Origin of the sequence: Nitrincola iocasae (assembly GCF_008727795.1) — a bacterium.
Lineage (GTDB): Bacteria > Pseudomonadota > Gammaproteobacteria > Pseudomonadales > Balneatricaceae > Nitrincola > Nitrincola iocasae.
Map to the genome: position 1 here is coordinate 1,689,810 of NZ_CP044222.1, position 25,612 is coordinate 1,715,421.

Consider the following 25,612-nt stretch of genomic DNA (forward strand, 5'->3'; position numbering starts at 1 on the left):
ATCTCCTTTATTGAGTCTTCGATACCTTAGACTAGGTTCTCAATCTTGTGTTCCCTGTTATAAGAATCGCGGTGAATGTGTCGTCACGCCAGTTTTGGCGTACCGATTTTGCCGATACTGTATTCAAAGCTCTGGATAAAGCAGGAGTAGCCGCTCATTTCCTGGAATTAGAATTAACCGAACGGCTTGCAATGCAAGATACTGACAAATTGATCGCAATTATGAATAAGCTGCACCACCGTGGAGTCAGATTGGCGATTGATGACTTTGGAACGGGTTATTCATCGCTAATGTATCTGAAAAAGCTTCCTTTTCATGTGCTTAAAATAGATCGTTCATTTGTTATGGGCTTACCATTGAATAATGATGATGCGGCTATCTGTCGAACCATCTTGGCTATGTCAGTAGCGCTTGGATTCGAGACAATAGCTGAAGGTGTTGAAGGTCAGGAGCAAGAAGACTATCTCCGGTCGAATGGATGTTTGGTCGCACAAGGTTTTTTATTTTCAAAACCGGTGAGCGCTGAGAAAATGGTGAAGTTGTTTACAATTTGCCCAGCTAGCTACTGATTGAAAAATGCTGTCATATCTGGCCTAACATGAAATTTATTTGAGACAGAGGCATATTCACAGGCTATAGTATAAGTATTAAAAATACTGACTTTTCCGAGTTGTATGCTGATGGGTATTCGTTTCTGCAGTTTTTGGGTTGTTGTGTTACTTCTGCTTTTTGGATCGAATAGTATTGCGGCAGAAAAACCGCGTTCATTGAGTCAAGGTTGGGAGTATCGGTGGGGAGACTCCCCTATATCTGTTGAAGGTGTACCCGCCTGGGTCGTTGGGCAAGAGAGTGCGTCTGACTGGCACTCCATTGACTTTCCTTCTAATCCACCTGACCGATCAGGACAGCAGCATATCTGGTATCGCATAGTGTTACCGGAACTGGATACCTATCTGGATCCGGTGTTGTATATCGACAGTATTGATCTTATCGCTCAGGTTTATCTTGAAGATCAGCGTTTATATCAATTCGGTGAGTTTGATAATCAGGGACGAGGAAAATTTGCTGGTTGGCCCTGGCATATGATCAAGCTACCGAAAGACTCTGGTGGTAAAATACTCTATTTTCGTATCTATTCAGACTATATCGATATTGGGCTCTGGGGCCAGGTCAGTATTTTCGAACGTGCTGACTTATTGCTGGATGTGCTGAATAACTCCCTCGAGAGTCTTCTCAGCAGTATCACTGCATTTTTGATCGCATTTCTGGCATTCACTCTGGCTATATTGAAGGGCCAACGTCGTCGGTTTTTTACGGTGGGTTTATTTTCCCTGGCTTCGGCGGGAATGCTGTTGGGTGAAAGTCCCGCACGTCAGCTATTGTTTGATGCTCCTTTGTTCTGGGTGTACCTGGCGGCAGGTTCGTATTATTTTTTGCCTGTGGCGATGGGAATGCTGCTGGCTCCTGCTTTTCAGGGACGCTCTCGTCTATGGATGCGGCGCATTTGGCAGCTGCATTTGCTTTATCTGGTGATTGCTCTGGGCATTTCAGTACTGGGGTGGATCAATCTGTCGATTACCTTTCCGGTTTTTGATGGGCTTTTTGCGATTACTCTGTTTATTACTTTTGTGTTAATCGTAAAAAATATCTGGCATATACCGGCGGTGGATAAGTGTATTTTTATAGCTTATGCGGTATTGGCTCTGTTACTACTCGAAGATATGGCCGTTGCACATGGCTTCCTGGATTGGAGACAGGTACCGGTGAGTTATGGCATCCTACTGTTCTCTGCCACCGTGGTATTAATTTCACTATTATATTTCAGTCATTTACAAGTTAAGTTGCGAATGCTGAATGAATCATTGGAAATGAAGGTCAAGGAGCGAACAGAAGCGCTGGAAAAGCTGTCCTATGAAGACAGTCTGACAGGACTAAAGAACCGTCGTTTTTTTGATGAATTTTTCAGTTTTCATGCGTCTACAGCCATACGCACAGGTCTTCCTCTTACCTTGGCGATGTGTGACTTGGATTACTTCAAACAGTTTAATGATACCTACGGCCATCCGGCGGGTGATACGGCCCTTAAACTGTTTGCTGACCTATTAAGAAAGAATTTCAGAGAAACTGATCTTGTCTGTCGATTGGGCGGTGAAGAGTTTGTGATTTTAATGCCCAATACGGGCCGCCTTGAAGCTAAGGAGAAAATTCAGGCATTGCTAAACCAGGCAAGACAACAAGAAATATACCACGAAGGTCAGTCCTGCGGTTGTGTGTCGGTCTCGGCAGGGTTAGCCTGTTGGCCTGAGCAGACGGATGATCCAGATAGGCTGGTCATGCTGGCGGACAAAGCAATGTATGCTGCAAAAGAAGCGGGACGTGACCAAGTGGGGTAGGGGGGGAACCTGTGTCTGCAGGGCCTGTATAGGGTGCAGACACAGATATTACATCACCGATAGTACATTACTGCTTGAGAGGGTTATATATCTTCAAGCCCGAGTTCTTTCACCGAGATTTCCCGCATTTTGAACTTCTGGATTTTGCCAGTGACTGTCATCGGGAAGTTGTCGACAAACTTAAAGTAGCGTGGAATTTTGAAATGGGTGATTTTTCCCTTACAAAATTCACGCAAGGCTTCATCACTGATTTCCTCGACACCGGGTTGCAGCTTGATCCAGGCGATCAGTTCTTCACCGAATTTCTTGTCGGGTATGCCGGTTACCTGCACTTCGGCGATTGACGGGTGAGTGTAGAGAAACTCTTCTACTTCTTTTGGGTAAATATTCTCACCGCCACGAATCACCATATCCTTGATGCGGCCGACAATCTGAATATAACCTTCATCGTCCATGCTGGCCAGGTCTCCGGTATGCATCCAGTCGGCTTCATCTATCGCGTCGGCGGTGCCTTGATCATTATTCCAGTACTTCAGCATAACGCTGTAGCCCCGGGTACATAATTCACCGACTTCACCCCGGGGCAGAATGCTTCCGTTGCCTGGATCAATGATTTTGCTCTCAAGGTGTGGCTGGGTTCGACCGACGGTGGTGACACGCTTTTCCAGTGAATCCATGGCGCCGGTTTGCATGGAAACCGGGCTGGTTTCGGTCATGCCGTAGGCTATCTGCACCTCTTTCATGTGCATTTTGTTGATGACCTGCTTCATCACTTCAGTCGGACAAAGCGATCCAGCCATAATACCTGTGCGCAAACTGGATAAATCCATGCTGGCAAAATCCGGATGGCCGAGTTCTGCAATAAACATGGTGGGCACGCCATAGAGTGCGGTTGCACGCTCCTGATGTACCGCTTTCAGTACCGACCCAGGCTCAAACCCTTCATCCGGATAGATCATGGTAGAGCCATGTGTCACACAGCCCAGATTACCCATAACCATACCAAAGCAATGATAAAGCGGCACTGGTATCACCAGCCGGTCTTGTTCGGTAAAGCCCATACTTTCGGCAACAAAGTAGCCATTATTCAAAATATTATGGTGTGATAGTGTGGCGCCTTTGGGGAAGCCGGTAGTGCCTGAGGTGTATTGAATATTGATGGCATCATCAAACTGCAATTCAGCCTGGGCCTCATCCAGAATTTCCTGCGGCATACTCTCGGCTAATGCCATGAAGTTCTGCCAGCGCCACATACCTGGATGCTTGTGATCATCCAGGTTGATGACCCCTTTGAGTAACGGAAGTTTCTGTGAATCCAATTGGCCCTCGGCGCACATTTTTAATTCCGGAGCCAGTTCATACAGCATGCCCCGATAATCTGATGCTTTGAAACTGTCGGCGGTTACCAGGTAGCGGGATTCGGATTGATTCAGCGCATACTCGAGCTCGTGCGTACGGTAAGCCGGGTTAATATTCACCAAAATGGCACCGATTTTTGCCGTTGCAAACTGCGTCAGGGTCCATTCATAGCGATTGGGAGACCAGATGGCTACCCGGTCGCCGCGGCGAACACCGGCGGCCAGAAATGCACGGGCACATAAGTTAACCTGGCTGTGCAGCTCTTTATAAGTCCAACGAATATTCTGATGTAGCACGATTAAGGCATCATTATCAGGGTAGCGGTTTACCGTAGCATCAAACATATCCCCAATGGTCATACCCAAAAGAGGCTTTTCGCTGGTACCGCTGGTATAGCTCGGTAGTGTTGGCATAGTGCAGGCTCCATTATTTTTTTTATGCAAAGAGGCTGATTCATGTAGGGGAAAGCATTCAACGAAACTGGGCGTGATACTCCTGATTGGGTGCCATATCAACGGCAAGGGCGATGCGATTAGTCATATTGTAGAAGCCAACCAGGTTACAGATATCCCAGATGCCCCGATCACTGAAACCCACATCTCGAAGGGGTTGGGCATTCTCAGGGGTTACTTCAGCAGGCTGGCGTGTCAGTCGGGAGGCGTAGTCGAGCATGGCCCGGTGGCGTGCAGACAGGTCAGCGCTACGATAATTCATCACCAGATGTTCGCCTAGCTGCGGATCGCCACTGTAATTACGCACGGCGGCGCCATGTGCGGTAAGGCAGTAAAAGCACTTGTTTTCAGAAGAGACCACCACAGCAATCATTTCACGCTCAAGTGGGGTGAGTTCACTTTCACCAAACATGAGCTCATTATAAAAGCGAGTGAATACATCCAGTTGCTCAAGGTTTTGACTGTATGCCGTTAAGACGTTAGGGATCAGTCCCAGTTTTTCACGACACTTGTCAAAATAGGTCTGTACCTGTTCAGGCAGTTGATCCCGGGTCGGGATCGGTAGATCCAGTGCGGTAATTTTATTTTTGTTCATGCTGTGCTCCCAGAGCAAGGGCAACTTTGGAGCCGTTAGCGCGTTTGAGCTGACGGGTAATCCAGTCACCGGTATTAATCAGATCCTGCAGGTTGATGCCGGTTTCTATGCCTAGCCCCTGAAGTAAATACAGCACATCTTCAGTGGCAACATTACCGGATGCACCGCGGGCATAAGGGCAACCACCCAGACCGGCGACGGAGGCATCAACAACGGCCAGCCCCTCTTCAAGAACCGCATATAGGTTGCCAATAGCCTGTCCATAGGTGTCATGAAAATGTGCAGCCAGATTGTTCATCGGTATATCCCGATTAACGGCTTCAAGCATGCGTTTGGCTTTTAAGGGCGTACCCACCCCGATGGTGTCGCCAAGCGAAATTTCATAGCAGCCCATGGCGTAAAGAGCGTTAGCAACCTGGGCAACCTGTTTGGGATCGACGTCGCCCTGATAAGGACAACCCATCACGGTGGATACATACCCCCGGACCTTGATGCCTTTATTGCGTGCCGCTTCCAGGACTGGCTCAAAACGTGCCAGGCTTTCTGCAATGGAACAGTTGATATTTTTTTGCGTAAAGGCTTCAGAAGCAGCACTGAATACGGCGATCTCATCAACTTCGGCGGCAAACGCTGACTCTACCCCTTTAAGATTCGGGGTAAGCGCGGCATAGGTAACGCCGGCCTTACGGGTGATACCGGCCATAACCTCACTGGCATCACCCATCTGTGGTACCCATTTTGGTGAGACAAAACTGGCGGCTTCAATATGGCTCAAACCGCAGGCGCTCAAGCGGTTGATCAGCTCAATTTTAACCGCTGTTGTGATGAGTTCGCCGGGCTCATTCTGTAGCCCATCGCGGGGGCTCATCTCAAAGACACGTACCTGGGAGGGGAAGCTCATGGTGCAGCATCCTCTTCAGTGGCATCACTGGTCACAGAAAGCAGTTCAGCCCCTTCAGATACCATCTCGCCTTCCTTGAAATAGATTTCATCAACCACACCGTCCAGCGGTGCTTTAATGGCATGCTCCATTTTCATGGCTTCCATAATCACCAGGGTCTGGCCCGCTTTGACTGCATCTCCGGGTTGGACCATAACGGCGACTACAGAGCCATTCATCGGTGCGGTTAAGCTACCTTCAGCCTCGATATCGTCCTGGCCGTAGGTCTCTTCATGGGCTTCACAGTGAAACGACTCGCCTTCATGGAAGATAACCAGTTCCTTGTCTTTTTGGGTGACATGCACACTGATACGGTGGCCGTTGATGACTGCTTTTAACTGATCACCACTGAGTTCGGCATGCAGGGTGTAGAGGCTGTCAGCAACACGTACTTCATAGTGCTGATCCTTTTCCAGCACTTTTAATTCATAGACTTGATCATCCACCTTGAGTGCGAGTGGCTTGGCGTATTCCGAGTTCAGCCGCCAGCTATTCTGGTGCGCAAAGGGCGACCAGCGATCTTCATTGTTGGGGTTGTTGCTGCGGGTTTGTTCCAGCAAGTAGCCAGCTGCAAGAACCAGCGCTCTGTGAAGACCCAATTTGGGTGGCGGAAACAACAGGGCACGGTGCTTTTCGATAAAGCCGGTATCCAGATCAGCTTCACGAAAGGGTTGTGCATCGGCCAGAGCATGCAGAAAGCGGATATTGGTTTTAACCCCGTTTATGCGGTATTGCTCCAGTGCTTGTACCATCCGGTTAATGGCTTGATCACGGTTTTCATCCCAAACGATCAGTTTTGCGATCATGGGGTCGTAATGAATACTGACTTCATCACCCTCGACAACGCCGGTATCAACCCGAACATGAGCGCTTTCATCAGGGGTGCGCAAATAATCCAGTCGACCTGTAGCGGGTAAAAAGTCATTATCCGGGTCTTCAGCATAAATACGTGCTTCCAGGGCATGCCCCCGAATGCGGATTTCATCTTGCTTCAAGGGCAGGGGAGCCCCTTCTGCAACCCGTAGCTGCCATTCCACCAGGTCTTGTCCGGTGACCATTTCTGTCACCGGATGTTCTACCTGCAGCCGGGTATTCATTTCCATAAAGAAAAATGAACCATCAACGTCGTATAAAAATTCAACGGTACCGGCACCGACATAATGAATGGCCTGGGCTGCCTTGACGGCCGCGTCACCCATGGCTTTACGGGTTTCGCAGGAAAGCCCTGGTGCGGGTGCTTCTTCAAGCACTTTTTGATGACGCCGTTGCACCGAGCAGTCACGTTCTGCCAAGTAGACACCTTGACCCTGGCTGTCACAAAATACCTGAATTTCAACATGGCGTGGCTGGGTTAAATAACGCTCCAGCAGCATGTCGGGGTTACCAAAGGCGTTCTTGGCTTCACGTCGGGCAGCTGACAGGGCTTCATCAAACTCTTCAATCTGATTCACCACACGCATCCCCTTGCCACCACCGCCTGCAACCGCTTTGAGTAGTAGCGGGAAGCCGCACTTGAGCGCTTCAGCCCGTAGGGTTTCCACATCCTGAGCGGCACCATGGTAGCCGGGAACCAAAGGAACCCCCGCTTTTTCCATAATCGCTTTGGCGGCGGATTTTGAACCCATGGCGGCTATCGCTGAGGCGGGCGGGCCGATAAATACCAGTCCGTTTTGGCTGCAGGCTTCGGCAAAGTCGGTGTTTTCTGAGAGAAAGCCATAACCGGGATGGATAGCCTGCGCACCACTTTGTAAGGCTATCTGGATAATTTTGTCGGCACGTAAATAGCTTTCATTACTGGGCGCTGGTCCGAGTAGAAAGGCTTCATCTGCCAGCGCCACATGGCGGGCATCACGATCAGCTTCCGAGTAAACAGCAACACAACGAATACCCAGGCGATGGGCTGTCTGGATTACCCGGCAAGCGATCTCGCCACGATTGGCTATGAGGATTTTACTGAACATTATTCTTCTTCTCCGGTTCCAGTTTCGACGGCCAGTTTGGACGGCCAGTTTGGACGGCGTTTGTTCAGGAAAGCACTGAGTCCTTCCTGCCCTTCATCACTGACACGTATATCGGCAATCCGCTGCGTGGTTACATCAATGACCTGTTTGGATATAGGCAGGTGACTGACGGCAAAAATCAGTGATTTAGCCGCTTGCATGGCCTGAGGGCTGTTCTGCTTAAGTTGCGCTATAAAGCCTTGCGCCGCTTCAGATAAATTGGCGGCGCTTTCTACGACCTGATGAACCAGGCCAAAGCTCTGAGCCGTGTCGGCATCAAAGACTTCGGCACTGATAAAATAACGCCTTGCCTGGCGCTCCCCGATAGCCCGGATCACATAAGGGCTAATCACGGCTGGAATCAGACCGATTTTGACCTCACTCAGGCAAAAGCGTGCATCGCGACTGGCGATGACCAGATCGCAACAAGCCGCCAGGCCCACCGCACCGCCATAGGCCGCACCCTGAATCAGACCGATCACCGGTTTGCTGAAGTGGTTGAGCTTGTCCATCAATCGGGCCAGCTCACCCGCGTCAGTGAGGTTTTCGGCGTGACTATTGCCAGCCATGCGTTTCATCCAGCCCAAGTCAGCACCGGCTGAAAAATGCTTACCTTCGGATCGCAGCAGTAGCATATGCAGACTGGCATTTTGCTCAGCTTCATCGAGTTTCTCGATCAAGGCGGCAATCATGGAGTCATCAAAAGCGTTGTGCTTCTCTGGACGGTTCAGTACCAGTTCGGCAACCCCTTCGCCCAGATAGTGAAGGCTAACGCTTTCTATCGTTGCAGAATGAGTTTTGGAATGAGTTGTAGACATCATCAGCCTCCGCTACATCCGGAACACGCCAAAGCGTGTTTCTTCTTTAGGACGATTCAGGGTAGCAGACAGGCTCAGTGCAATAACTTCGCGGGTCTGCGCAGGATCTATGACACCATCATCCCAGAGTCGACCGCTGGCATAATAGGGGTGGCCCTGATGCTCATAGGTATCCACGATGGGTTGTTTAAACTGGGCTTCCTCTTCGCTGGACCAGGATTTACCGTTGCGCTCCAGACTCTCGCGCCGCACTGTCGCCATCACGCCAGCAGCCTGTTCGCCACCCATAACCGAGATGCGTGCGTTGGGCCACATCCACAGAAAGTCCGGATTATAGGCACGTCCACACATGCCGTAGTTACCGGCTCCAAAGCTGCCACCGATCAACACCGTGATTTTGGGCACATTGGCACAGGCAACGGCCATAACCATTTTTGCGCCATGCTTGGCAATGCCTTCTGCTTCATATTTGCGACCAACCATAAAGCCGGTAATATTTTGCAAGAACAGCAGGGGGATATTGCGCTGACAGCACAGCTCAATAAAGTGAGCACCTTTCTGGGCTGATTCGGTAAACAGAATACCGTTATTGGCAATAATGCCGACCGGGTAGCCATGAATATGGGCAAACCCAGTGACCAGTGTGGCGCCGTAAAGCTGTTTGAATTCGTCAAATTCCGAGCCATCCACCAGACGGGCGATTACTTCACGTACATCGAAGGGTTTGCGCAGGTCGGTGCCGACAATGCCGTAGAGTTCATCGGCATCATAGATGGGTGGTTTCGGCTGGCACACCGCTATGTCGAGTTGCTTTTTACGGTTCAGATTGGCAATACAGCGTCGCGCTATTTGCAGCGCATGTTGATCATTTTCTGCATAATGATCAGCAACACCGGAAATTTTACAGTGAACATCCGCCCCACCCAGATCTTCGGCGCTAACCACTTCACCAGTCGCCGCTTTGACCAGCGGTGGTCCAGCCAGAAAGATCGTACCCTGATCACGCACTATAATGGATTCATCCGCCATAGCGGGAACATAGGCCCCACCAGCCGTACATAGTCCCATAACAACCGCTACCTGAGGGATACCTTTGGCTGACATGCGTGCCTGATTATAGAAAATCCGGCCAAAGTGGTCCCGGTCAGGAAACACTTCATCCTGGCGTGGCAAGTTGGCACCACCGGAATCAACCAGGTAAATGCAGGGTAGGTGGTTTTGTTCGGCAATTTCCTGAGCGCGCAGGTGTTTTTTTACCGTCAGAGGGTAATAAGTGCCCCCTTTAACTGTCGCATCATTGGCAATAATCATGCACTCAATACCCGACACACGACCGACTCCGGCAATCAATCCTGCGGCAGGTACGTCTTCATCATAAACCTTATAGGCAGCAAGCTGCGATAACTCCAGAAAGGGGGAGCCATCATCAATTAACCGGTTGATACGCTCGCGGGGCAAGAGTTTACCGCGCGCCAGGTGTCTGGCTTGATAGTCGGCGCCACCCCCTTGCTGAATTGTAGCAATTTTAGCTTTGAGATCGGTGACAGCAGCTGACATGGCATCTGCTTTGGCCCTGAACTCGTCGGAACGGGCATTTATTTTTGTTTGCAGAATCGGCATGGTTAAGCTCCCAGTGAAAAGCCATTAGTTGTTCAGAAACAATTCGCGACCTATCAACATACGACGAATTTCGGAGGTGCCTGCACCTATCTCATAGAGTTTGGCATCACGTAACAGACGGCCGGTAGGGTATTCGTTTATATAGCCGTTTCCACCAAGTAGCTGTATGGCATCGAGGGCGATTTGAGTGGCCATTTCAGCGGAATAAAGAATGACACCAGCGGCATCTTTGCGGGTGGTTTCACCGCGGTCGGCTGATTGAGCAACCATGTAAACATAGGATTTAGCCGCATTCATGCGGGTATACATGTCAGCAAGTTTGCCCTGAACCAATTCGAATTCACCGATAGCCTTGCCAAACTGCTTGCGATCTCTGATATAGGGCACCACGATGTCCATGGCCGCTTGCATAATGCCCAAGGGGCCGCCGGCCAATACCAAACGCTCATAATCCAGACCCGACATGAGTACTTTGACACCGCCGTTGAGCTGACCAAGCAGGTTCTCTTTGGCGACCTTACAGTCCTGAAAAACCAGTTCACAGGTATTGGAACCGCGCATGCCAAGCTTGTCGAGTTTCTGTGCCTGGGTAAAACCTTCGGTACCGCGTTCAACAATAAAGGCTGAAATGCCTTTTGCACCAGCTTGTAGATCGGTTTTGGCGTAGATCACAAAGACATGTGCATCTGGGCCGTTGGTGATCCACATCTTGTTTCCGTTGAGAACATAGTGATCACCCGCATCACGTGCGGTTAGTTTCATTGATACTACATCCGAGCCGGCATTGGGTTCAGACATAGCCAATGCACCAATATGCTCACCAGACAGCAGCTTGGGAAGATACTTTTCTTTTTGTGCCTGGGTACCATTGCGATGAATCTGATTAACACACAGATTAGAGTGCGCACCGTAGGAGAGGGCTACGGAGGCTGACGCGCGACTGATCTCTTCCATGGCAATCACATGTGCCAGATAGCCCATGCCGGAACCACCATACTCTTCACCGACGGTGATACCGAGCAGGCCCATGTCACCAAATTTTTTCCAAAGATCTTCAGGAAACAGATTGGCCTGATCTATGTCAGCGGCCCGAGGCGCAATTTCAGCAGCGGCAAAATTATTGATCTGTTGGCGCAGCATATCGAGGGTTTCGCCAAGGCCAAAATTTAATTCAGAATATTGAGAGAACATAGTGGTTACCTGTTTGTTATTATTAGTGAAGCGATGCGTTTGGATTAGAATCCTGGCCAGTTTTTGGGCTGTCATGCTCTTCAGCACCTTTGTTCTGGCGTAGCTCTATCAGTGCCGCCTGACAGCGAGATTGCGCGCTATCTAATTCAATCTTCGCCATTTGAATATCTTTTACTTGTTGTTCAAGCTGCGCCTGTTTTTGCGCAAGGGTTTCCAGCATTTTTAATAGCTGTCTTTCGCTGCCGCTTTCAGTCTCATCCCAAAGGTCAAATAGCTCACGGGATTCCGCTAGCGAAAAGCCCAGGCGCTTACCACGCAGGATAAGCTTGAGTCTGACTCTGTCTTTGGAACTGTAAATGCGTGTCTGGCCTTTTCGGTCCGGTTTAAGTAGCCCCTGATCTTCGTAAAAACGAATGCTGCGTGTAGTTACATCAAATTCGCTGGCAAGTTCGCTGATGGAATAGGTTCTTTTTTTTTGGCGCATGGCAGTTTTCCTCTTGGTATCGCTAAAGACTACTCAAAGTTAACGTTAACGTAAAGTGCATTTTTGTTTTTAGGCTATTTTGTGCTTTGTTCATATAGATAACCCTAGCAGTCAGTTGTAGTTATGAATAGTTATGGCGCCGTTTTCGGGCGTTCATGGATAGATTTGAGTATTTGTGAGTCGCTTTGCTGTTCATAAATTTTACAATTATACCTTTACGTAAAGGTAAGGCTGTGATATCAATTGCCCTAGAAAAAATATAACAAAAGAGGCAAAACAAAATGAGTCGAATGGATTATTCATCTTTTTATGCCGGTTTTAGCCCCGATTCGCTGCAAGAGACCGTGTTACAAGGGAGCTGGCATTCAGGACTGAATGTTTGCGCTGAAGTGTGTGACCGTTGGGCGGCTCAGCCGGATAAGGTTGCACTGTATCATCGCGACCTGGAAGGGCAGGCGTCGCAAATGACCTTTCTGCAGTTGAGTCAGCAGGCCTCGCGTTTTGCTAATTATCTCAAGTCTATGGGTGTTGGTAAGGGGGATCGTGTGGCGGGTTTGCTGCCGCGCACCCCTGAGCTGTTGGTTGTTATACTGGGTACACTTAAAGCCGGGGCGGTGTATCAGCCGCTGTTCACGGCGTTTGGTTCAGGAGCCATTGAGTACCGCTTGCAACAGGCGGCTACGCGCCTGATCGTTACTGATGCCACTAACTTTCCTAAGTTGCAGGAGGTGAAGGCTTGTCCGGCTGTGCTTTGTGTTCAACCCTTGGAAGGGCAGGCTGCTGCTGATTTTGATAAGGTTTTGGCAGTTGAGTCCAGTGATTTCGAGGCGGTCATGATCAGTGGTGATGATCCCTTTTTGCAGATGTTTACCTCTGGTACGGTGGGTAAGTCGAAGGGCGTGGCGGTGCCTGCCAGGGCATTGCTGTCCTTTTATATCTATATGAAATATGCCATCGACTTGCAGCCTGAAGATACCTACTGGAATGTGGCCGATCCTGGGTGGGCCTACGGTCTTTATTATGCGGTGATCGGTCCTTTGTTGTTGGGCCATGCCACGCACTTCAATCAACAGGGTTTTACCCCTGAAACTACCTATCAAATGATTCATCAGTTTGCTATTACCAATCTGGCTGCCGCGCCGACAGCCTATCGTTTGCTGATGGCGCATGATGGCGTGTTGCCAGAAGATGAGTCATTGGGGTTGCGGGTTGCCAGTAGTGCGGGCGAGCCGTTAAACCCTGAGGTAATTAACTGGGTGGCCAGGCGGTTGGGTTGTCCGGTGATGGATCATTATGGCCAGACTGAAACCGGTATGACTTGTTGTAATTTCCACACCCTGAAGCATCCAGAGCGCATCGGCTCTATGGGGTATTCGATGCCGGGTCATCGCGTTGTTGCGCTGGATGATGCTTTTAATGAAGTTGCAGAGGGCGAAACAGGTCAGTTAGCTGTGGATTTACAGCAGTCACCGCTGTTTTTCTTTGATGGCTATACCTGGGCCGAAAAGCATCCTTTTGCCGGTCAGTATTATCTGACGGGTGATATGGTTTTCTGTCATGGTGATGGGGGTTACTCCTTTACCGGTCGTGATGATGACATTATTACCACGGCTGGCTACCGGGTGGGTCCAGCTGATATTGAAAGTACGCTGCTGGAGCATCCTTCGGTGGCTGAATCCGGTGTTGTCGGTAAGCCTGATGATGAACGCGGTTCAATCATCAAGGCTTTCGTGGTGATTAAATCAGGCTTCGATCCACTTGATTCATTGAAAGATGAGTTGCAGGCGCTGGTACGCAAGCGTTTATCGGCACATGCGTTTCCACGAGAGATAGAGTTCGTTGATGAATTGCCTAAAACACCCAGTGGCAAGATTCAGCGCTTTGTTCTTCGTCAATTGGCGTCAGGATTATCGCCAGGTTAAATTTGCGCTTACGTAAATATAAGTTGGCTGCGGGTCTACAACAATAACAAGAGGCTGCACAAGTATATGAGTTCTGAATTCGTTTTAGAAACCCGAAATCTTGTTAAAGAGTTCAAGGGGTTTACGGCGGTTGATGATGTCAATCTAAAAGTTCGTCGAGGACATATTCACGCCCTGATTGGTCCTAATGGTGCTGGAAAAACTACGTTTTTTAATCTGCTGACCAAGTTCCTGATCCCGACACGAGGACAAATTCTATTTAATGAGCAAGATATTACTTCGATGAAGTCCGCCGCTATTGCGAGGATGGGTATTATTCGTTCTTTTCAGATATCAGCTGTGTTTCCGCATATGACGGCTTTGGAAAATGTCAGGGTGGCTTTGCAGCGCTTCGAGGGGGGGAGTTTTCATTTCTGGAAAAGTGAGAAAACCCTTAATAAATTAAATCAAAAAGCTTATGCACTATTGGAATCAGTCGGTCTGGAGACCTTTGCTGATACCGTCACCGTTGAGCTCTCTTACGGGCGCAAGCGTGCGTTGGAATTAGCCACTACCCTGGCGATGGAGCCTGAACTGGTATTGCTGGATGAGCCTACTCAGGGTATGGGGCATGAAGATGTTGATCGTGTTGTCGAGCTGATTCGCAAGGCCGCTGAGGGACGTACGGTGTTAATGGTTGAGCATAATTTGAGTGTAGTCAGTAAATTATGTGACCAGATAACGGTGCTAACCCGGGGAGCCGTGCTTACAGAAGGTGATTACAAAGCTGTATCTGAAAACCCTGATGTAAAAGAAGCCTATATGGGCAGTGAGTCAGCCGCTGTAGAGAGGGCTCACTAATGTCTGATTCAATAAAACCCAACTACGAACAATTAAAAGTAACCGATCTGCATGCCTTTTATGGTGAATCTCATATTCTGCATGGCATCGATTTATTGGTGCGCAGGGGGGAGTTGGTAACGCTATTGGGGCGCAATGGGGCAGGTCGAAGTACCACGCTTAAGTCCATCATGAATATGGTAGGAAGCCGTACGGGTTCCATCATGATTAACGGCCGTGAAACGATTGATACCCAGGCCCATCATATTGCACGGTTGGGGGTGGGCTACTGCCCGGAAGAACGCGGTATTTTTGCCAGTCTGAATGTGGAAGAAAATCTGTTGCTGCCACCTACAGTACGTAGTGATGGTGTGAGTCTGGAAGAAATCTACGCCATGTTCCCGAACCTTTACGAGCGACGCTTCAGTCAGGGTACGCGTTTATCAGGTGGTGAACAGCAGATGCTGGCCATGGCACGGATTCTGCGAACCGGTGCAAACCTGTTGTTGCTGGACGAAATTACCGAAGGTCTGGCCCCTGTTATTGTGCAAAAGTTGGCTGAAGTGCTGATCAAACTGAAGGAAAAGGGGCTCACCATCATCCTGGTTGAGCAAAACTTTCGTTTTGCGGCTCCACTGGCTGATCGACATTATCTGATGGAGCATGGCCAGATTGTTGAAGAAATCCATGCCTCGGAGCTGAATTCAAAACAGGAATTACTGAATACCTATCTTGGTGTATGACGAGAATGGTCAATGTGTTGGGGTTATTCACGGCACTGACAGATGCTTTGCAACACGCGAGTTTTAACGTTCATAAAAATAAAAAGCCAATAGGGCAATGGAGACAAACAATGAAACTAATAAAAAAAATTCTAACGACTGCAGTTACCTCTGCCATGCTAGCTGGTTCTGCCCAGGCCGCTATTTCAGATAATGAGGTGCGTATAGGCTATCTAGCTGATATGTCCGGTACCTACCGTGATTTGGCTGGTCCTAATGGGCTTACCGCGTTGGAAATGGCCGTTGAGGATTTTGGTGGGCAGGTCAACGGAGCCGCAATCAAGATTGTCAGTGCGGATGATCGTAACAGTCCTGATGTGGCATCAAGCACGGTGCGCCAGTGGGTGGAGGCTGATGGTGTGGATATGGTCGCCGGTTTAGTGGCTTCATCTGTCTCGATTGCAGCCACCCGAATTCTTGAGCAAAGTGATAAGTTGGGCATAGTGTCGGGTTCTGCTGCTTCAAGTATTACTAATGAGCATTGCACGCCTAACCATATTCACTATGTTTACGATACCTACCCGTTGGCTAATGGTACCGCGCAGGCTGTTGTTCAGGAAGGCGGGGATAGCTGGTTTATTCTGACGGCTGATTACGCGTTTGGTCATGCGCTCGAAGGCGATGTTGAGAAAGTAGTGACTGATAATGGCGGTACGGTAATGCAGAAAGTACGCCACCCTTTCCCGACCGGAGATTTCTCTTCATTTATTCTGCAGGCTCAAAGTTCAGGGGCCAAGGTTGTCGCTTTAGCTAATGCTGGCTCTGATACCACCAATGCCATTACTACAGCGGGTGAGTTTGGGCTGACTCAGTCTGGGCAGACCTTGGCCGCGTTGCTGCTGTTCCTGACTGATGTACATGCGCTGGGTGTTGATGCCGCACAAGGTATCCAGCTAACTACCGGTTGGTATTGGGATATGGATGAGGATGCAAGGGCCTGGTCTGATCGTTTTATCGAGAAAACTGGCGTTCGTCCAACCATGGTGCATGCCGGTATTTACTCCAGCACGATGCACTATCTGAATGCGGTTAAAGAAAGTGCTACAGATGACACTCAGACAGTTCGTCAGCAGATGATGGATACGCCAATTAACGATATGTTTGCTAAGGGTGGCGTTATTCGTGAAGACGGCCGCATGGTTCATGATATGTACCTGGCTCAGGTGAAAACGCCAGCTGAATCTACTAACGAATGGGATCTTTATAATATTGTCCGCACAATTCCAGCTGAAGAGGCTTATCGTCCACTTTCTGAAAGTCAATGCAAGTTAGTGAATAACTAAACTGTATGAGTCACGCCCTTTCAGAGGGCGTGATCCTTGCCTGGCATTAGCGCCAGTGGGTTACATTCAAGTGGGATTTACATTATGAGCATGATATTCGGAGTGCCGGTGGCTGTACTCTCCGGTCAGCTGTTGCTTGGGCTTATCAACGGTGCATTCTATGCCTTGCTAAGTTTAGGGTTGGCGGTAATCTTTGGTCTACTGAAGATTATTAACTTTGCACACGGTGCATTTTATATGCTGGGTGCATTGTGTACGGTGGTTTTGTTTGACAGCCTCGGTGTCAATTATTGGGTGGCCCTGATTCTTGCACCTTTATTGGTGGGTATTTTCGGTATTTTTATCGAGTATTTTTTACTTCGGAAGATTGCCAATGCGGACCACATATATAGCTTGCTGTTAACCTTTGGGCTGGCACTGGTTATTCAGGGCGTCTTCACCAATATTTACGGTGTATCTGGCTTACGTTATGCCATACCCGATGTATTTAAGGGGGGGGTTAACCTTGGGTTTATGTTCCTGCCTTACTACCGGGCCTGGGTCATACTGGCCGCGCTGGTTATCTGTTTTGGCACCTGGTTTATGATAGAGAAGACCAAGTTAGGTTCCTATTTGCGCGCGGGAACGGAAAACTCTCAGTTAATGCAGGCCTTTGGCATTAACGTACCCTTACTGGTTAGTCTGACTTACGGATTCGGGGTCATGCTTGCTGCGTTTGCCGGTGTGTTGGCGGCACCTATCTACTCTGTCACTCCGGTCATGGGTGGCAATATTCTGATTATCGTTTTTGCCGTTGTGGTTATTGGCGGTATGGGGTCGATTATCGGCGCCGTGATCACGGGGTTGGCGATGGGGATCATTGAAGGCTTAACCAAAGTATTTTATCCCGAAGCCTCCAGTACCGTTATTTTCCTTGTCATGGTTTTAGTCTTGTTGGTGCGTCCGGCAGGTTTATTCGGTAAGGAGGCATAATCATGTCGACTAGAGTATCTGAAAGCAGTTCGCGTAAGCATTATATTGCGACCAAACAGCGTGAAGAGCGTCGTAACCTGATGATCTATGCATTTCTGGTTGTACTGGCCCTGATTGCGCCTTTAATTATTTACCCCGTGTTTTTGATGAAAATTCTATGCTTCGCATTATTTGCGGTAGCGTTCAATCTGCTGCTGGGTTACGTGGGGTTATTGTCTTTTGGTCATGCAGCCTTTTTGGCTACGGGGGGCTATACAACTGGCTACTTGCTAAGCACCTATTCTGGTTTTACTCCGGAGTTGGCTATTCTGATAGGGACTATTGCTTCTACATTATTAGGGCTCGGCTTTGGGCTATTGGCTATTCGTCGTCAGGGTATTTACTTTGCGATGATTACATTGGCTTTGGCTCAGTTAGTGTTTTTCTTCTATGTGCAATCCTCTTTTACCGGCGGGGAAGATGGCTTGCATGGTGTACCTCGCGGAAAACTGTTGGGAATTATTGATCTACAAAACAATTTTGCTATGTATTATTTTGTTTTGGCGGTATTCATCTTTGGTTTTGCATTAGTGCATCGGATGGTGCATTCCCCTTATGGACATGTTTTAAAAGCCATTAAAGAAAATGAGCCACGGGCTACTTCGCTGGGCTACAACGTAGATCAATATAAATTGGTGGCGTTTGTAGTGTCGGCAGGTCTGGCAGGCCTTGCGGGCTCGGTTAAAACCATCGTATTTCAGTTGGCTTCGTTGAATGACGCGCATTGGCACATGTCCGGTGAAGTGATCCTGATGACGTTGTTGGGGGGTGTTGGAACGTTGTTGGGGCCAGTGGTAGGCGCTACTTTTGTGATCAGTCTGGAGCATCAGTTATCTCAGAGCGCTTTGGGTGACTGGGTTAACGTGATACTGGGCGTTATTTTCATACTCTGTGTGCTGGCCTTCCGCGCCGGTATTGTGGGTGAGTTGCAGCGATTCTTTAAAAAGAATTTCAAATAAGTTGCGTGTTTGCAGTCAATTAAATAACCAGAAATAACGGGACTGATATGAGTGACTCTATAGTAATCGTGGCCGCAGCCAGAACCCCAATGGGTGGCTTGCAGGGTAAGCTTGCTAATGTGCGTACCCCGGACTTGGGTGGCGTTGCCATAAAGGCCGCACTACAGCGCTCAGGCCTGAGGGCGGAGCAGGTGGATGAGGTGGTGATGGGTTGTGTGTTGCCCGCAGGGCTGGGACAGGCTCCGGCTCGGCAGGCGGCATTGAAAGCCGGTCTACCTATCTCCACCGGCTGCACAACCATCAATAAGATGTGTGGTTCCGGCATGAAGGCGGTGATGTTGGCGCACGACCAGATCATGGCAGGCAGTGCCAGAGTGATGATTGCCGGTGGTATGGAGAATATGAGCCAGTCTCCCTACTTGTTGCCGAAAGTACGTGAAGGCTTGCGCATGGGTCATGCTAGCGTGCTGGATCATATGTTTCTCGATGGTCTGGAGGATGCCTACGAAGGCGGGCTGATGGGGAGTTTTGCACAGCGCTCTGCCGATGCGAGTGCCATCACTCGGGAAGCGATGGATGATTTCGCTATAGCGTCACTGGAAAAATCCCTGGCAGCCATTGAATCAGGAACCTTTGTAGATGAAATTGCACCAGTAACAGTTACGGGCCGGACGGGCGATTCGGTGGTTGATATAGATGAGCAGCCGGGTAAGGCTCGACTGGATAAAATTCGTAGTTTGCGACCAGCTTTTGCCAAAGACGGTACGGTGACTGCCGCCAACTCCAGTTCTATATCGGATGGTGCGTCAGCATTGGTGTTGATGAGAGCGTCAGATGCACAACTACAGGAGGGCGTTCAGCCACTGGCAAAGATTGTTGCTCATGCAACCCATGCGCAGCTTCCGGCCGAATTCACTCTGGCTCCCATAGGGGCTATTGAAAAGGTACTGGAGAAAGCTGGTTGGACTAAGGAAAGCGTTGATCTATTTGAAATCAATGAGGCGTTTGCCGTTGTAACGCTGCTAGCCAAGCAGGCCCTGGGGTTAGATCCTGCTAAGGTCAATGTCAAAGGGGGAGCCTGTGCTTTGGGTCACCCGATAGGCTCCAGTGGTTCGCGTATTCTGGTGACGCTTTTGTATGCTATGAAGCAGCGTGGTTTGAAGCGAGGTATTGCATCCTTGTGTATTGGTGGAGGAGAGGCGACAGCTGTGGCGGTTGAGTTGGTTTGATCAGTGAGCTTTATTCCTTATAGGTTGCCTTGCCAAGCCGTATGCCGCGGTATTGGCTGGGCGAAATCCCCATGACCTTGCTAAAGGCCCTGGAAAAGTAATAGGCATCTTCGTAGCCTAATGCCCAGGCTACTTCGCTGATGCGTTGGTCAGTGATATCCAGTAAGTGGCAAGCACGCTCAATTTTCATGCGAATAAAATCATTAATGGGTGTGCTGCCAGTCAGGTGTTTGTAGCGCTTAATAAAGTGATATTTGGATAGGTTGGCAGCTGCGGCCAGGGTATCGATATCCAGTGTTTCATGCACGCGCGTCAACATCAGGGTTTGGATGGTCTCCATGTTGAAGCTTTGATCAAAATGATGTCGGGCCTGGGTTTGCAGTAAGGATATGTGGGTGAGTATTTGCCGCAATAAGCTGCAAACATGCAGGTAAGATTGAAATAACTGGCTGGTTTTTCTCAGATCCAACAGGGACTCAAAATCTGCAGCCAGGCGTGAATGCAGGCCAAGCTTGATTACCGGGGATTGAATAGGGTTGTCCAGGTGGCGAATGAATTCTGGTGCCAGTGTGCCATCGCAATGAACCCAGTAGATGCTCCAGGGGTTGTTGTCTTTGGCTTGGTAGCTGTGGATTTGCTCTTTGGGGAGAACAACCAGGTCACCTGCTTGGATTCTGTGCTCAGATTCACCTATACGTAATACACCCTGGCCTTTAACGCAATATATGAATAGAAAATCGTCATGGCGTGTGCGCGACATACCATGACCACTGGCCTGTTTGTAAAAACCCATAGCCAAAGGGTAGAGGTCTTTACTAAGTGGGTGTTGAGAAAGTTCACTAACGACGCGCCTTGGTAGCACAAAACGTATGCTCCCTGGTGGAATCGGCCAGGTTGATGGTTGGCTCATAGAGGCTGGATCCAAATTGATTTACGTTTAGGTGGTTTTTATCTTAGTGATAGCAATATAGTCCATCACCTTAACAATTTATTCAATCATTCAGGGGCAGTTATCATGATAAAACATATAGGTATTGAAAAACGCCTGATTAGTGATTAACGTTAACGTAAAGGTAAAAAAAATAATTCTTCAGGTAAAGTCATTTAAGACAATAACAATAAAACCAGAGAGAACGACTATGACACAACAAGTACCCCTGCTGATTAATGGTGAAATGGTTCAGAGCCTAACCTCTGAGTGGATTCCGGTTACCGACCCTGCCACACAAGCGGTGATAGCACAGGTGCCTTGTGCGACCTCGCAAGAAGTGGATGATGCGATTGCTGCCGCTAAAACAGCATTTGAAATCTGGAAGGAAGTCCCTGTATCAGAACGCGCCAGGTTAATGCTGCGCTATCAAGCCTTGTTAAAAGAGCATCATGATGAACTGGCCACTATCTTAAGTAGTGAAACCGGTAAAACCTTTGAGGATGCCAAGGGTGATGTCTGGCGCGGTATTGAAGTGGTCGAGCATGCCTGCAATGTTGCTTCCTTAAGTATGGGGGAAACGGTTGAGAATGTAGCCCGTAAAGTGGATTGCTACAGCTACACCCAACCTTTAGGCGTGTGTGTGGGGATCACGCCGTTTAACTTCCCCGCCATGATTCCCTTGTGGATGTTCCCGATGGCCATCGCCTGTGGCAATACCTTTGTGCTGAAACCCTCAGAGCAGGATCCGCTGACGCCGATGCGTTTGGCCGAACTGTTTCAGGAAGCCGGTGCGCCTGCAGGCTTGTTGCAGGTGGTTCACGGTACTAAAGATGTTGTAAACCAGCTGTTAGTCCATCCCGATACCCCGGCCATTTCTTTTGTGGGTTCGGTGGCTGTGGGTGAACATATTTACAAAACCGGCACAGATCATATGAAACGTGTACAGGCCTTTGCCGGTGCCAAAAACCATATGGTGATTATGCCGGATGCGCAGAAATCCCATGTCATTAATAATCTGGTAGGTGCATCAGTGGGGGCCGCGGGTCAGCGTTGCATGGCGATCTCGGTGGCGGTATTTGTGGGTGAAGCACGCCAGTGGATTCCGGAGTTACGTGATGCGCTGGCGAAGGTTCGCCCAGGTGCCTGGGATGACACTGAGGCAGGTTATGGGCCGTTGATCAATCCTCAGGCGAAACAACGGGTGCTGCAATACATTCAGGAAGGCAAAGACGCCGGTGCAGAGTGCCTGCTTGATGGTAGCGATTGCACTGTCGAAGGTTTCCCGGAGGGTAACTGGGTTGGACCGACCTTTTTCAGTGGTGTAACACCTGATATGTCTATTTATCGGGACGAGATTTTCGGCCCTGTGCTGGTGGCGATGGAAGTTGACAGCATCGAAGAGGCTATCGCGCTGATTAATGCCAATCCTTATGGTAATGGCACCTCGATCTTCACCGCTTCCGGTGCGGCTGCCCGCAAGTATCAGCATGAAATCCAGGTCGGTCAGGTGGGCATCAATGTGCCGGTACCTGTGCCGCTGCCATTTTTCTCCTTCACCGGATGGCGCAAGTCTTTCTACGGCGATCAGCATGCCTATGGCAAGCAAGCGGTGCGTTTCTATACCGAGACCAAAACCGTCACCGCACGTTGGTTTGAAGACGATCTGGCAACGGGTCCGAATATGACCATTCAATTGAAATAAATCCGGATTGCACAAACGGCACGGGGTGCCTGTGGAGGTAGGAATGGACTTTGAACTGAATGAAGATCAGATTGCTTTTGCCGATATGGCGACAGCTTTCGCACGCAATGAACTTGAGCCGCATGCGGCTGAGTGGGATCAAAACGCATTTTTTCCGCTGGAGGTTATACGCAAAGCCGGTGAAATGGGCTTTGCATCCATCTATGCACCCGAGGCGGTAGGTGGGCTTGGCTTAAGCCGTCTGGATGCCAGTATCATTTTTGAACGCCTGTCGATGGGCTGTACCTCAACGACAGCCTATCTGACCATTCATAACATGGTCACCTGGATGGTCACCAGTTTTGGCAAGCCGGAGGTGCTGGACACCTATGCCTCGGCGCTCGTCAGCGCGGAGAAACTGGGCTCCTACTGCCTTACAGAACCCAATGCGGGTTCTGATGCGGCGTCCTTAAAAACCACCGCTCAACGTGATGGCGACCACTACGTGTTGAATGGCAGTAAGGTGTTTATATCCGGCGCTGGCAGTACCGATGTACTGGTAGTAATGGCACGTACCGGCGGTCCCGGTGCCAGAGGGGTTTCGGCCTTTGTGGTGGATGCCCAGAGTGAGGGTATCAGCTATGGTCGTAGTGAAGACAAGATGGGCTGGAATTGCCAGCCCACCCGCATGATTACCTTTGATGACGTTAAGGTGCCGGTTTCACATCTTCTCAGTGAAGAAGGTGAAGGGTTTGTATTGGCAATGAAAGGCCTGGATGGTGGGCGCATTAATATTGCGTCCTGTTCGGTGGGTACGGCCCAGCAGGCATTGAATCTGGCACGAAACTATCTGCTGGAACGTAAGCAGTTCGGCAAGCAGATTGGCGACTTTCAGGGGCTGCAGTTTCGTTTGGCCGATATGGCCACCGAACTGGTTGCGGCACGCCAACTCGTGCGGCTGGCCGCCAGTAAACTGGACCGTCAGGATGCTGATGCCACCACCTATTGCGCCATGGCCAAGCGCTTTGCCACCGATGTGGGTTTCCGTGTTTGCGATGAAGCGCTGCAGCTATTTGGTGGTTATGGCTATATCAAAGAGTACCCGCTGGAGCGTTTTGTTAGAGATACCCGGGTTCACCGCATTCTGGAAGGGACCAATGAGGTTATGCGGGTGATTATAGGCCGCCGTTTATTGGCGGATACTGATAGCGAATTTTAGGAGTAGGGCATGACTGACGCATTGTTACTGGAAAAACGTGGCCACATCGCCATTTTGACGCTGAATAACCTGCCTGCCAACACCTGGACGGCAGAGAGTTTGCAGGCATTAATCGACACAGTGGAAGCCCTGAATGAAGACAAAGCCATCTGGAGTCTGGTGATCACCAGTGCCAGCGACAAGTTTTTTTCTGCAGGTGCGGATCTGAAGCTGTTTGCTGATGGCAATCGCGAAGTAGCTCACGATATGGCTGTGTTGTTCGGTCGGGCTTTTGAAACCCTAAGCCGCTTCAGAGGGGTATCCATTGCCGCCATCAACGGCTATGCCATGGGTGGAGGCCTGGAGGTGGCACTGGCCTGTGATCTGCGTATTGCCGAAGAACAAGCTAAAATGGCCTTGCCTGAAGCCAAAGTAGGCTTGCTGCCCTGCGCGGGTGGCACCCAAAACCTGACCCTGTTGGTGGGTGAAGGTTGGGCGAAGCGGATGATTCTCTGTGGTGAACAGGTTGATGCCGCCAAAGCCCTGTCGATAGGTCTGGTTGAAGAAGTGGTGTCGCAGGGTCAGGCCTTCAATCAGGCGTTGGCCTTGGCTGAACAGGTCGGACAACAAAGTCCATCGTCTGTCACCGCCTGTAAAAAACTGATTCAAAATAATCGCCATGCGCCTTTTGCACAGGGCTATATTCTTGAGCGCGAGTGGTTTGTGGATCTGTTCAAAACCGAAGACCAGCGCGAAGGGGTCAATGCCTTCCTGGAAAAGCGTAAGCCCCAGTGGAAAAATCGTTGAGATGCTGCACACAAGGAGCCGCAGATGAGTTGTGTCCTGTTTTTTGAACACCCTACGGCGGGTGATCAGTGTATTGCTGAAATTCGCCTGAATGCCGAAAAAAGCCTGAATGCGCTGACACTGGATATGATCGATCTGATGTTACCGCAGCTGCAAAAGTGGCGGGATGATCCGCGCATTAGTGCGGTATTTCTCGACAGTGCCGGGGAAAAAGCCTTCTGTGCTGGCGGTGATGTAGTCAAACTTTACCGCGCCATTACTGAAAAAACCAACAGCCGTTTTCCGGAAGACTTTTTTACCCGCGAATACCAACTGGATTATGTTCTGCATACTTACCCCAAGCCGGTGATTTGCTGGGGCAGTGGTATCGTGATGGGGGGCGGTATGGGGTTGCTCAGTGGCTGTAGTCACCGGGTAGTGACCGAAACCTCCTATCTGGCAATGCCGGAAATCACCATCGGACTCTACCCGGATGTGGGTGGCAGCTGGTTTCTGAACCGTATGCCCGGTAAGACCGGTTTGTTTTTAGGGCTCACAGGTAATCCCATCAATGCGGCTGATGCACTGTTTTTAGGGCTTGGTGACCGTGCCGTGCGCAAGGATCTGCGTGACACCCTGATGCAGCGCCTGCAGGCATCCAGCTGGCAGCTACCGGCGACGCAGGTTATCGATGCAATCCTGCGTGAACTGGAAGCTGAATCGGCTGCCACTTTTGCCGATATGCCAGCACCGATTAAAGCCCATCAAGGCTTAATACGTGAGTTGATGGATCAGGACTCTGTGGCTGAAATTCAGGCTGCGCTACTGGCGATTGAAACAGACGATAAATGGGTGTTGCGGGCACAAAAAGCGCTGCAGCAGGGTAGCCCCGTTTCGGTTCATATGATCGCTCGTCAACTGCAGCGTTGTCGACACCTGTCGCTAAAAGAGGTGTTTCAGCAAGAATTGAATCTCTCTGTACAGTGCTGTCGTCATCGTGAGTTTCCGGAAGGCGTGCGTGCCTTGCTGGTGGATAAGGACAATCAACCCAAATGGACCTATGCATCGGTTGAAGCCGTTGATCCAGGGTTCATCGATGCCTTGTTTGAATCCCCCTGGTCAGGAGCGCACCCCTTGCAAGATCTGTAGTTAGTGAAAA

The 25,612-nt window shown here is 49.7% G+C and carries 22 protein-coding genes; 13 read left to right on the forward strand and 9 right to left on the reverse strand.

Features of this window, described 5'->3' with window-relative positions; genetic code table 11:
• Positions 1-47 precede the first annotated feature (47 nt).
• A complete protein-coding gene (locus F5I99_RS07820; protein WP_151054747.1) occupies positions 48-569 on the forward strand; it encodes an EAL domain-containing protein in 522 nt (173 codons plus the stop codon).
• 144 nt (positions 570-713) lie between these two features.
• On the forward strand, positions 714-2,393 hold the full coding sequence (locus F5I99_RS07825) for a GGDEF domain-containing protein (protein ID WP_225307592.1): 1,680 nt from the start codon (positions 714-716) through the stop codon (positions 2,391-2,393).
• An 83-nt stretch (positions 2,394-2,476) separates the two neighbouring features.
• On the opposite strand, the gene F5I99_RS07830 is transcribed toward F5I99_RS07825, so the two are convergent.
• The 8 genes from F5I99_RS07830 to F5I99_RS07865 are packed head-to-tail and all read right to left on the reverse strand — an operon-like array spanning position 2,477 to position 11,852.
• A complete protein-coding gene (locus F5I99_RS07830) occupies positions 2,477-4,165 on the reverse strand; it encodes an AMP-binding protein (protein WP_151054751.1) in 1,689 nt (562 codons plus the stop codon).
• A 58-nt stretch (positions 4,166-4,223) separates the two neighbouring features.
• Positions 4,224-4,799, reverse strand: coding sequence for a peroxidase-related enzyme (locus tag F5I99_RS07835; RefSeq protein WP_151054753.1), 576 nt, complete (start codon positions 4,797-4,799; stop codon positions 4,224-4,226).
• On the reverse strand, positions 4,786-5,700 hold the full coding sequence (locus F5I99_RS07840; protein WP_151054755.1) for a hydroxymethylglutaryl-CoA lyase: 915 nt from the start codon (positions 5,698-5,700) through the stop codon (positions 4,786-4,788). The genes F5I99_RS07835 and F5I99_RS07840 overlap by 14 nt, the downstream gene beginning before the upstream one ends.
• Positions 5,697-7,700, reverse strand: coding sequence for an acetyl/propionyl/methylcrotonyl-CoA carboxylase subunit alpha (locus F5I99_RS07845; RefSeq protein WP_151054757.1), 2,004 nt, complete (start codon positions 7,698-7,700; stop codon positions 5,697-5,699). Before F5I99_RS07845 ends, F5I99_RS07840 begins: the two co-directional genes overlap by 4 nt.
• A complete protein-coding gene (locus tag F5I99_RS07850) occupies positions 7,700-8,560 on the reverse strand; it encodes an enoyl-CoA hydratase-related protein (RefSeq protein ID WP_225307593.1) in 861 nt (286 codons plus the stop codon). Before F5I99_RS07850 ends, F5I99_RS07845 begins: the two co-directional genes overlap by 1 nt.
• 9 nt (positions 8,561-8,569) lie before the next feature.
• Positions 8,570-10,177: a carboxyl transferase domain-containing protein gene (locus tag F5I99_RS07855; protein WP_151054759.1), complete on the reverse strand. Its 1,608-nt coding sequence runs from the start codon at positions 10,175-10,177 to the stop codon at positions 8,570-8,572.
• A 24-nt stretch (positions 10,178-10,201) separates the two neighbouring features.
• Complete coding sequence (locus F5I99_RS07860; protein WP_151054761.1) at positions 10,202-11,368, reverse strand: isovaleryl-CoA dehydrogenase; 1,167 nt, start codon at positions 11,366-11,368, stop codon at positions 10,202-10,204.
• 22 nt (positions 11,369-11,390) lie between these two features.
• Positions 11,391-11,852 (reverse strand): MerR family transcriptional regulator, encoded by a 462-nt coding sequence (locus tag F5I99_RS07865; RefSeq protein WP_151054763.1) that lies wholly within the window; start codon positions 11,850-11,852, stop codon positions 11,391-11,393.
• 281 nt (positions 11,853-12,133) lie between these two features.
• On the opposite strand from F5I99_RS07865, the gene F5I99_RS07870 reads away from it, so the two are divergent.
• The 7 genes from F5I99_RS07870 (at position 12,134) to F5I99_RS07900 (ending at position 19,857) form a co-directional block, all read left to right on the forward strand.
• Positions 12,134-13,774 carry an AMP-binding protein gene (locus F5I99_RS07870; RefSeq protein ID WP_151054765.1) on the forward strand — a complete coding sequence of 547 codons (1,641 nt, stop codon included), beginning with the start codon at positions 12,134-12,136 and terminating at the stop codon, positions 13,772-13,774.
• 66 nt (positions 13,775-13,840) lie between these two features.
• Positions 13,841-14,614, forward strand: coding sequence for an ABC transporter ATP-binding protein (locus F5I99_RS07875; RefSeq protein WP_151054767.1), 774 nt, complete (start codon positions 13,841-13,843; stop codon positions 14,612-14,614).
• Positions 14,614-15,336 (forward strand): ABC transporter ATP-binding protein, encoded by a 723-nt coding sequence (locus tag F5I99_RS07880; protein ID WP_151054769.1) that lies wholly within the window; start codon positions 14,614-14,616, stop codon positions 15,334-15,336. Before F5I99_RS07875 ends, F5I99_RS07880 begins: the two co-directional genes overlap by 1 nt.
• 110 nt (positions 15,337-15,446) lie before the next feature.
• On the forward strand, positions 15,447-16,658 hold the full coding sequence (locus F5I99_RS07885; RefSeq protein WP_151054770.1) for an ABC transporter substrate-binding protein: 1,212 nt from the start codon (positions 15,447-15,449) through the stop codon (positions 16,656-16,658).
• Between the two features lie 84 nt (positions 16,659-16,742).
• Entirely contained in the window at positions 16,743-17,630 is an 888-nt protein-coding gene (locus tag F5I99_RS07890) for a branched-chain amino acid ABC transporter permease (protein WP_151054772.1), read from the forward strand.
• Between the two features lie 2 nt (positions 17,631-17,632).
• Complete coding sequence (locus F5I99_RS07895; protein ID WP_151054774.1) at positions 17,633-18,628, forward strand: branched-chain amino acid ABC transporter permease; 996 nt, start codon at positions 17,633-17,635, stop codon at positions 18,626-18,628.
• A 47-nt stretch (positions 18,629-18,675) separates the two neighbouring features.
• Entirely contained in the window at positions 18,676-19,857 is a 1,182-nt protein-coding gene (locus F5I99_RS07900; protein ID WP_151054776.1) for an acetyl-CoA C-acyltransferase, read from the forward strand.
• Positions 19,858-19,867: 10 nt separating this feature from the next.
• Here the strand turns inward: F5I99_RS07900 and F5I99_RS07905 are convergent, their stop codons facing one another.
• Positions 19,868-20,767: an AraC family transcriptional regulator gene (locus F5I99_RS07905; RefSeq protein WP_151054778.1), complete on the reverse strand. Its 900-nt coding sequence runs from the start codon at positions 20,765-20,767 to the stop codon at positions 19,868-19,870.
• Between the two features lie 229 nt (positions 20,768-20,996).
• Between F5I99_RS07905 and F5I99_RS07910 the strand changes: the two genes are divergently transcribed.
• From F5I99_RS07910 to F5I99_RS07925, 4 genes are read left to right on the forward strand one after another with little or no spacing between them, the layout of a single operon-like run.
• A complete protein-coding gene (locus tag F5I99_RS07910; RefSeq protein WP_151054780.1) occupies positions 20,997-22,490 on the forward strand; it encodes a CoA-acylating methylmalonate-semialdehyde dehydrogenase in 1,494 nt (497 codons plus the stop codon).
• Between the two features lie 43 nt (positions 22,491-22,533).
• Positions 22,534-23,688, forward strand: a complete 1,155-nt coding sequence (locus tag F5I99_RS07915) for an acyl-CoA dehydrogenase family protein (RefSeq protein WP_151054782.1) — start codon at positions 22,534-22,536, stop codon at positions 23,686-23,688.
• 9 nt (positions 23,689-23,697) lie between these two features.
• Positions 23,698-24,474, forward strand: coding sequence for an enoyl-CoA hydratase (locus tag F5I99_RS07920; protein ID WP_151054784.1), 777 nt, complete (start codon positions 23,698-23,700; stop codon positions 24,472-24,474).
• 24 nt (positions 24,475-24,498) lie between these two features.
• On the forward strand, positions 24,499-25,602 hold the full coding sequence (locus tag F5I99_RS07925; protein ID WP_151054786.1) for an enoyl-CoA hydratase/isomerase family protein: 1,104 nt from the start codon (positions 24,499-24,501) through the stop codon (positions 25,600-25,602).
• Positions 25,603-25,612: the final 10 nt, after the last annotated feature.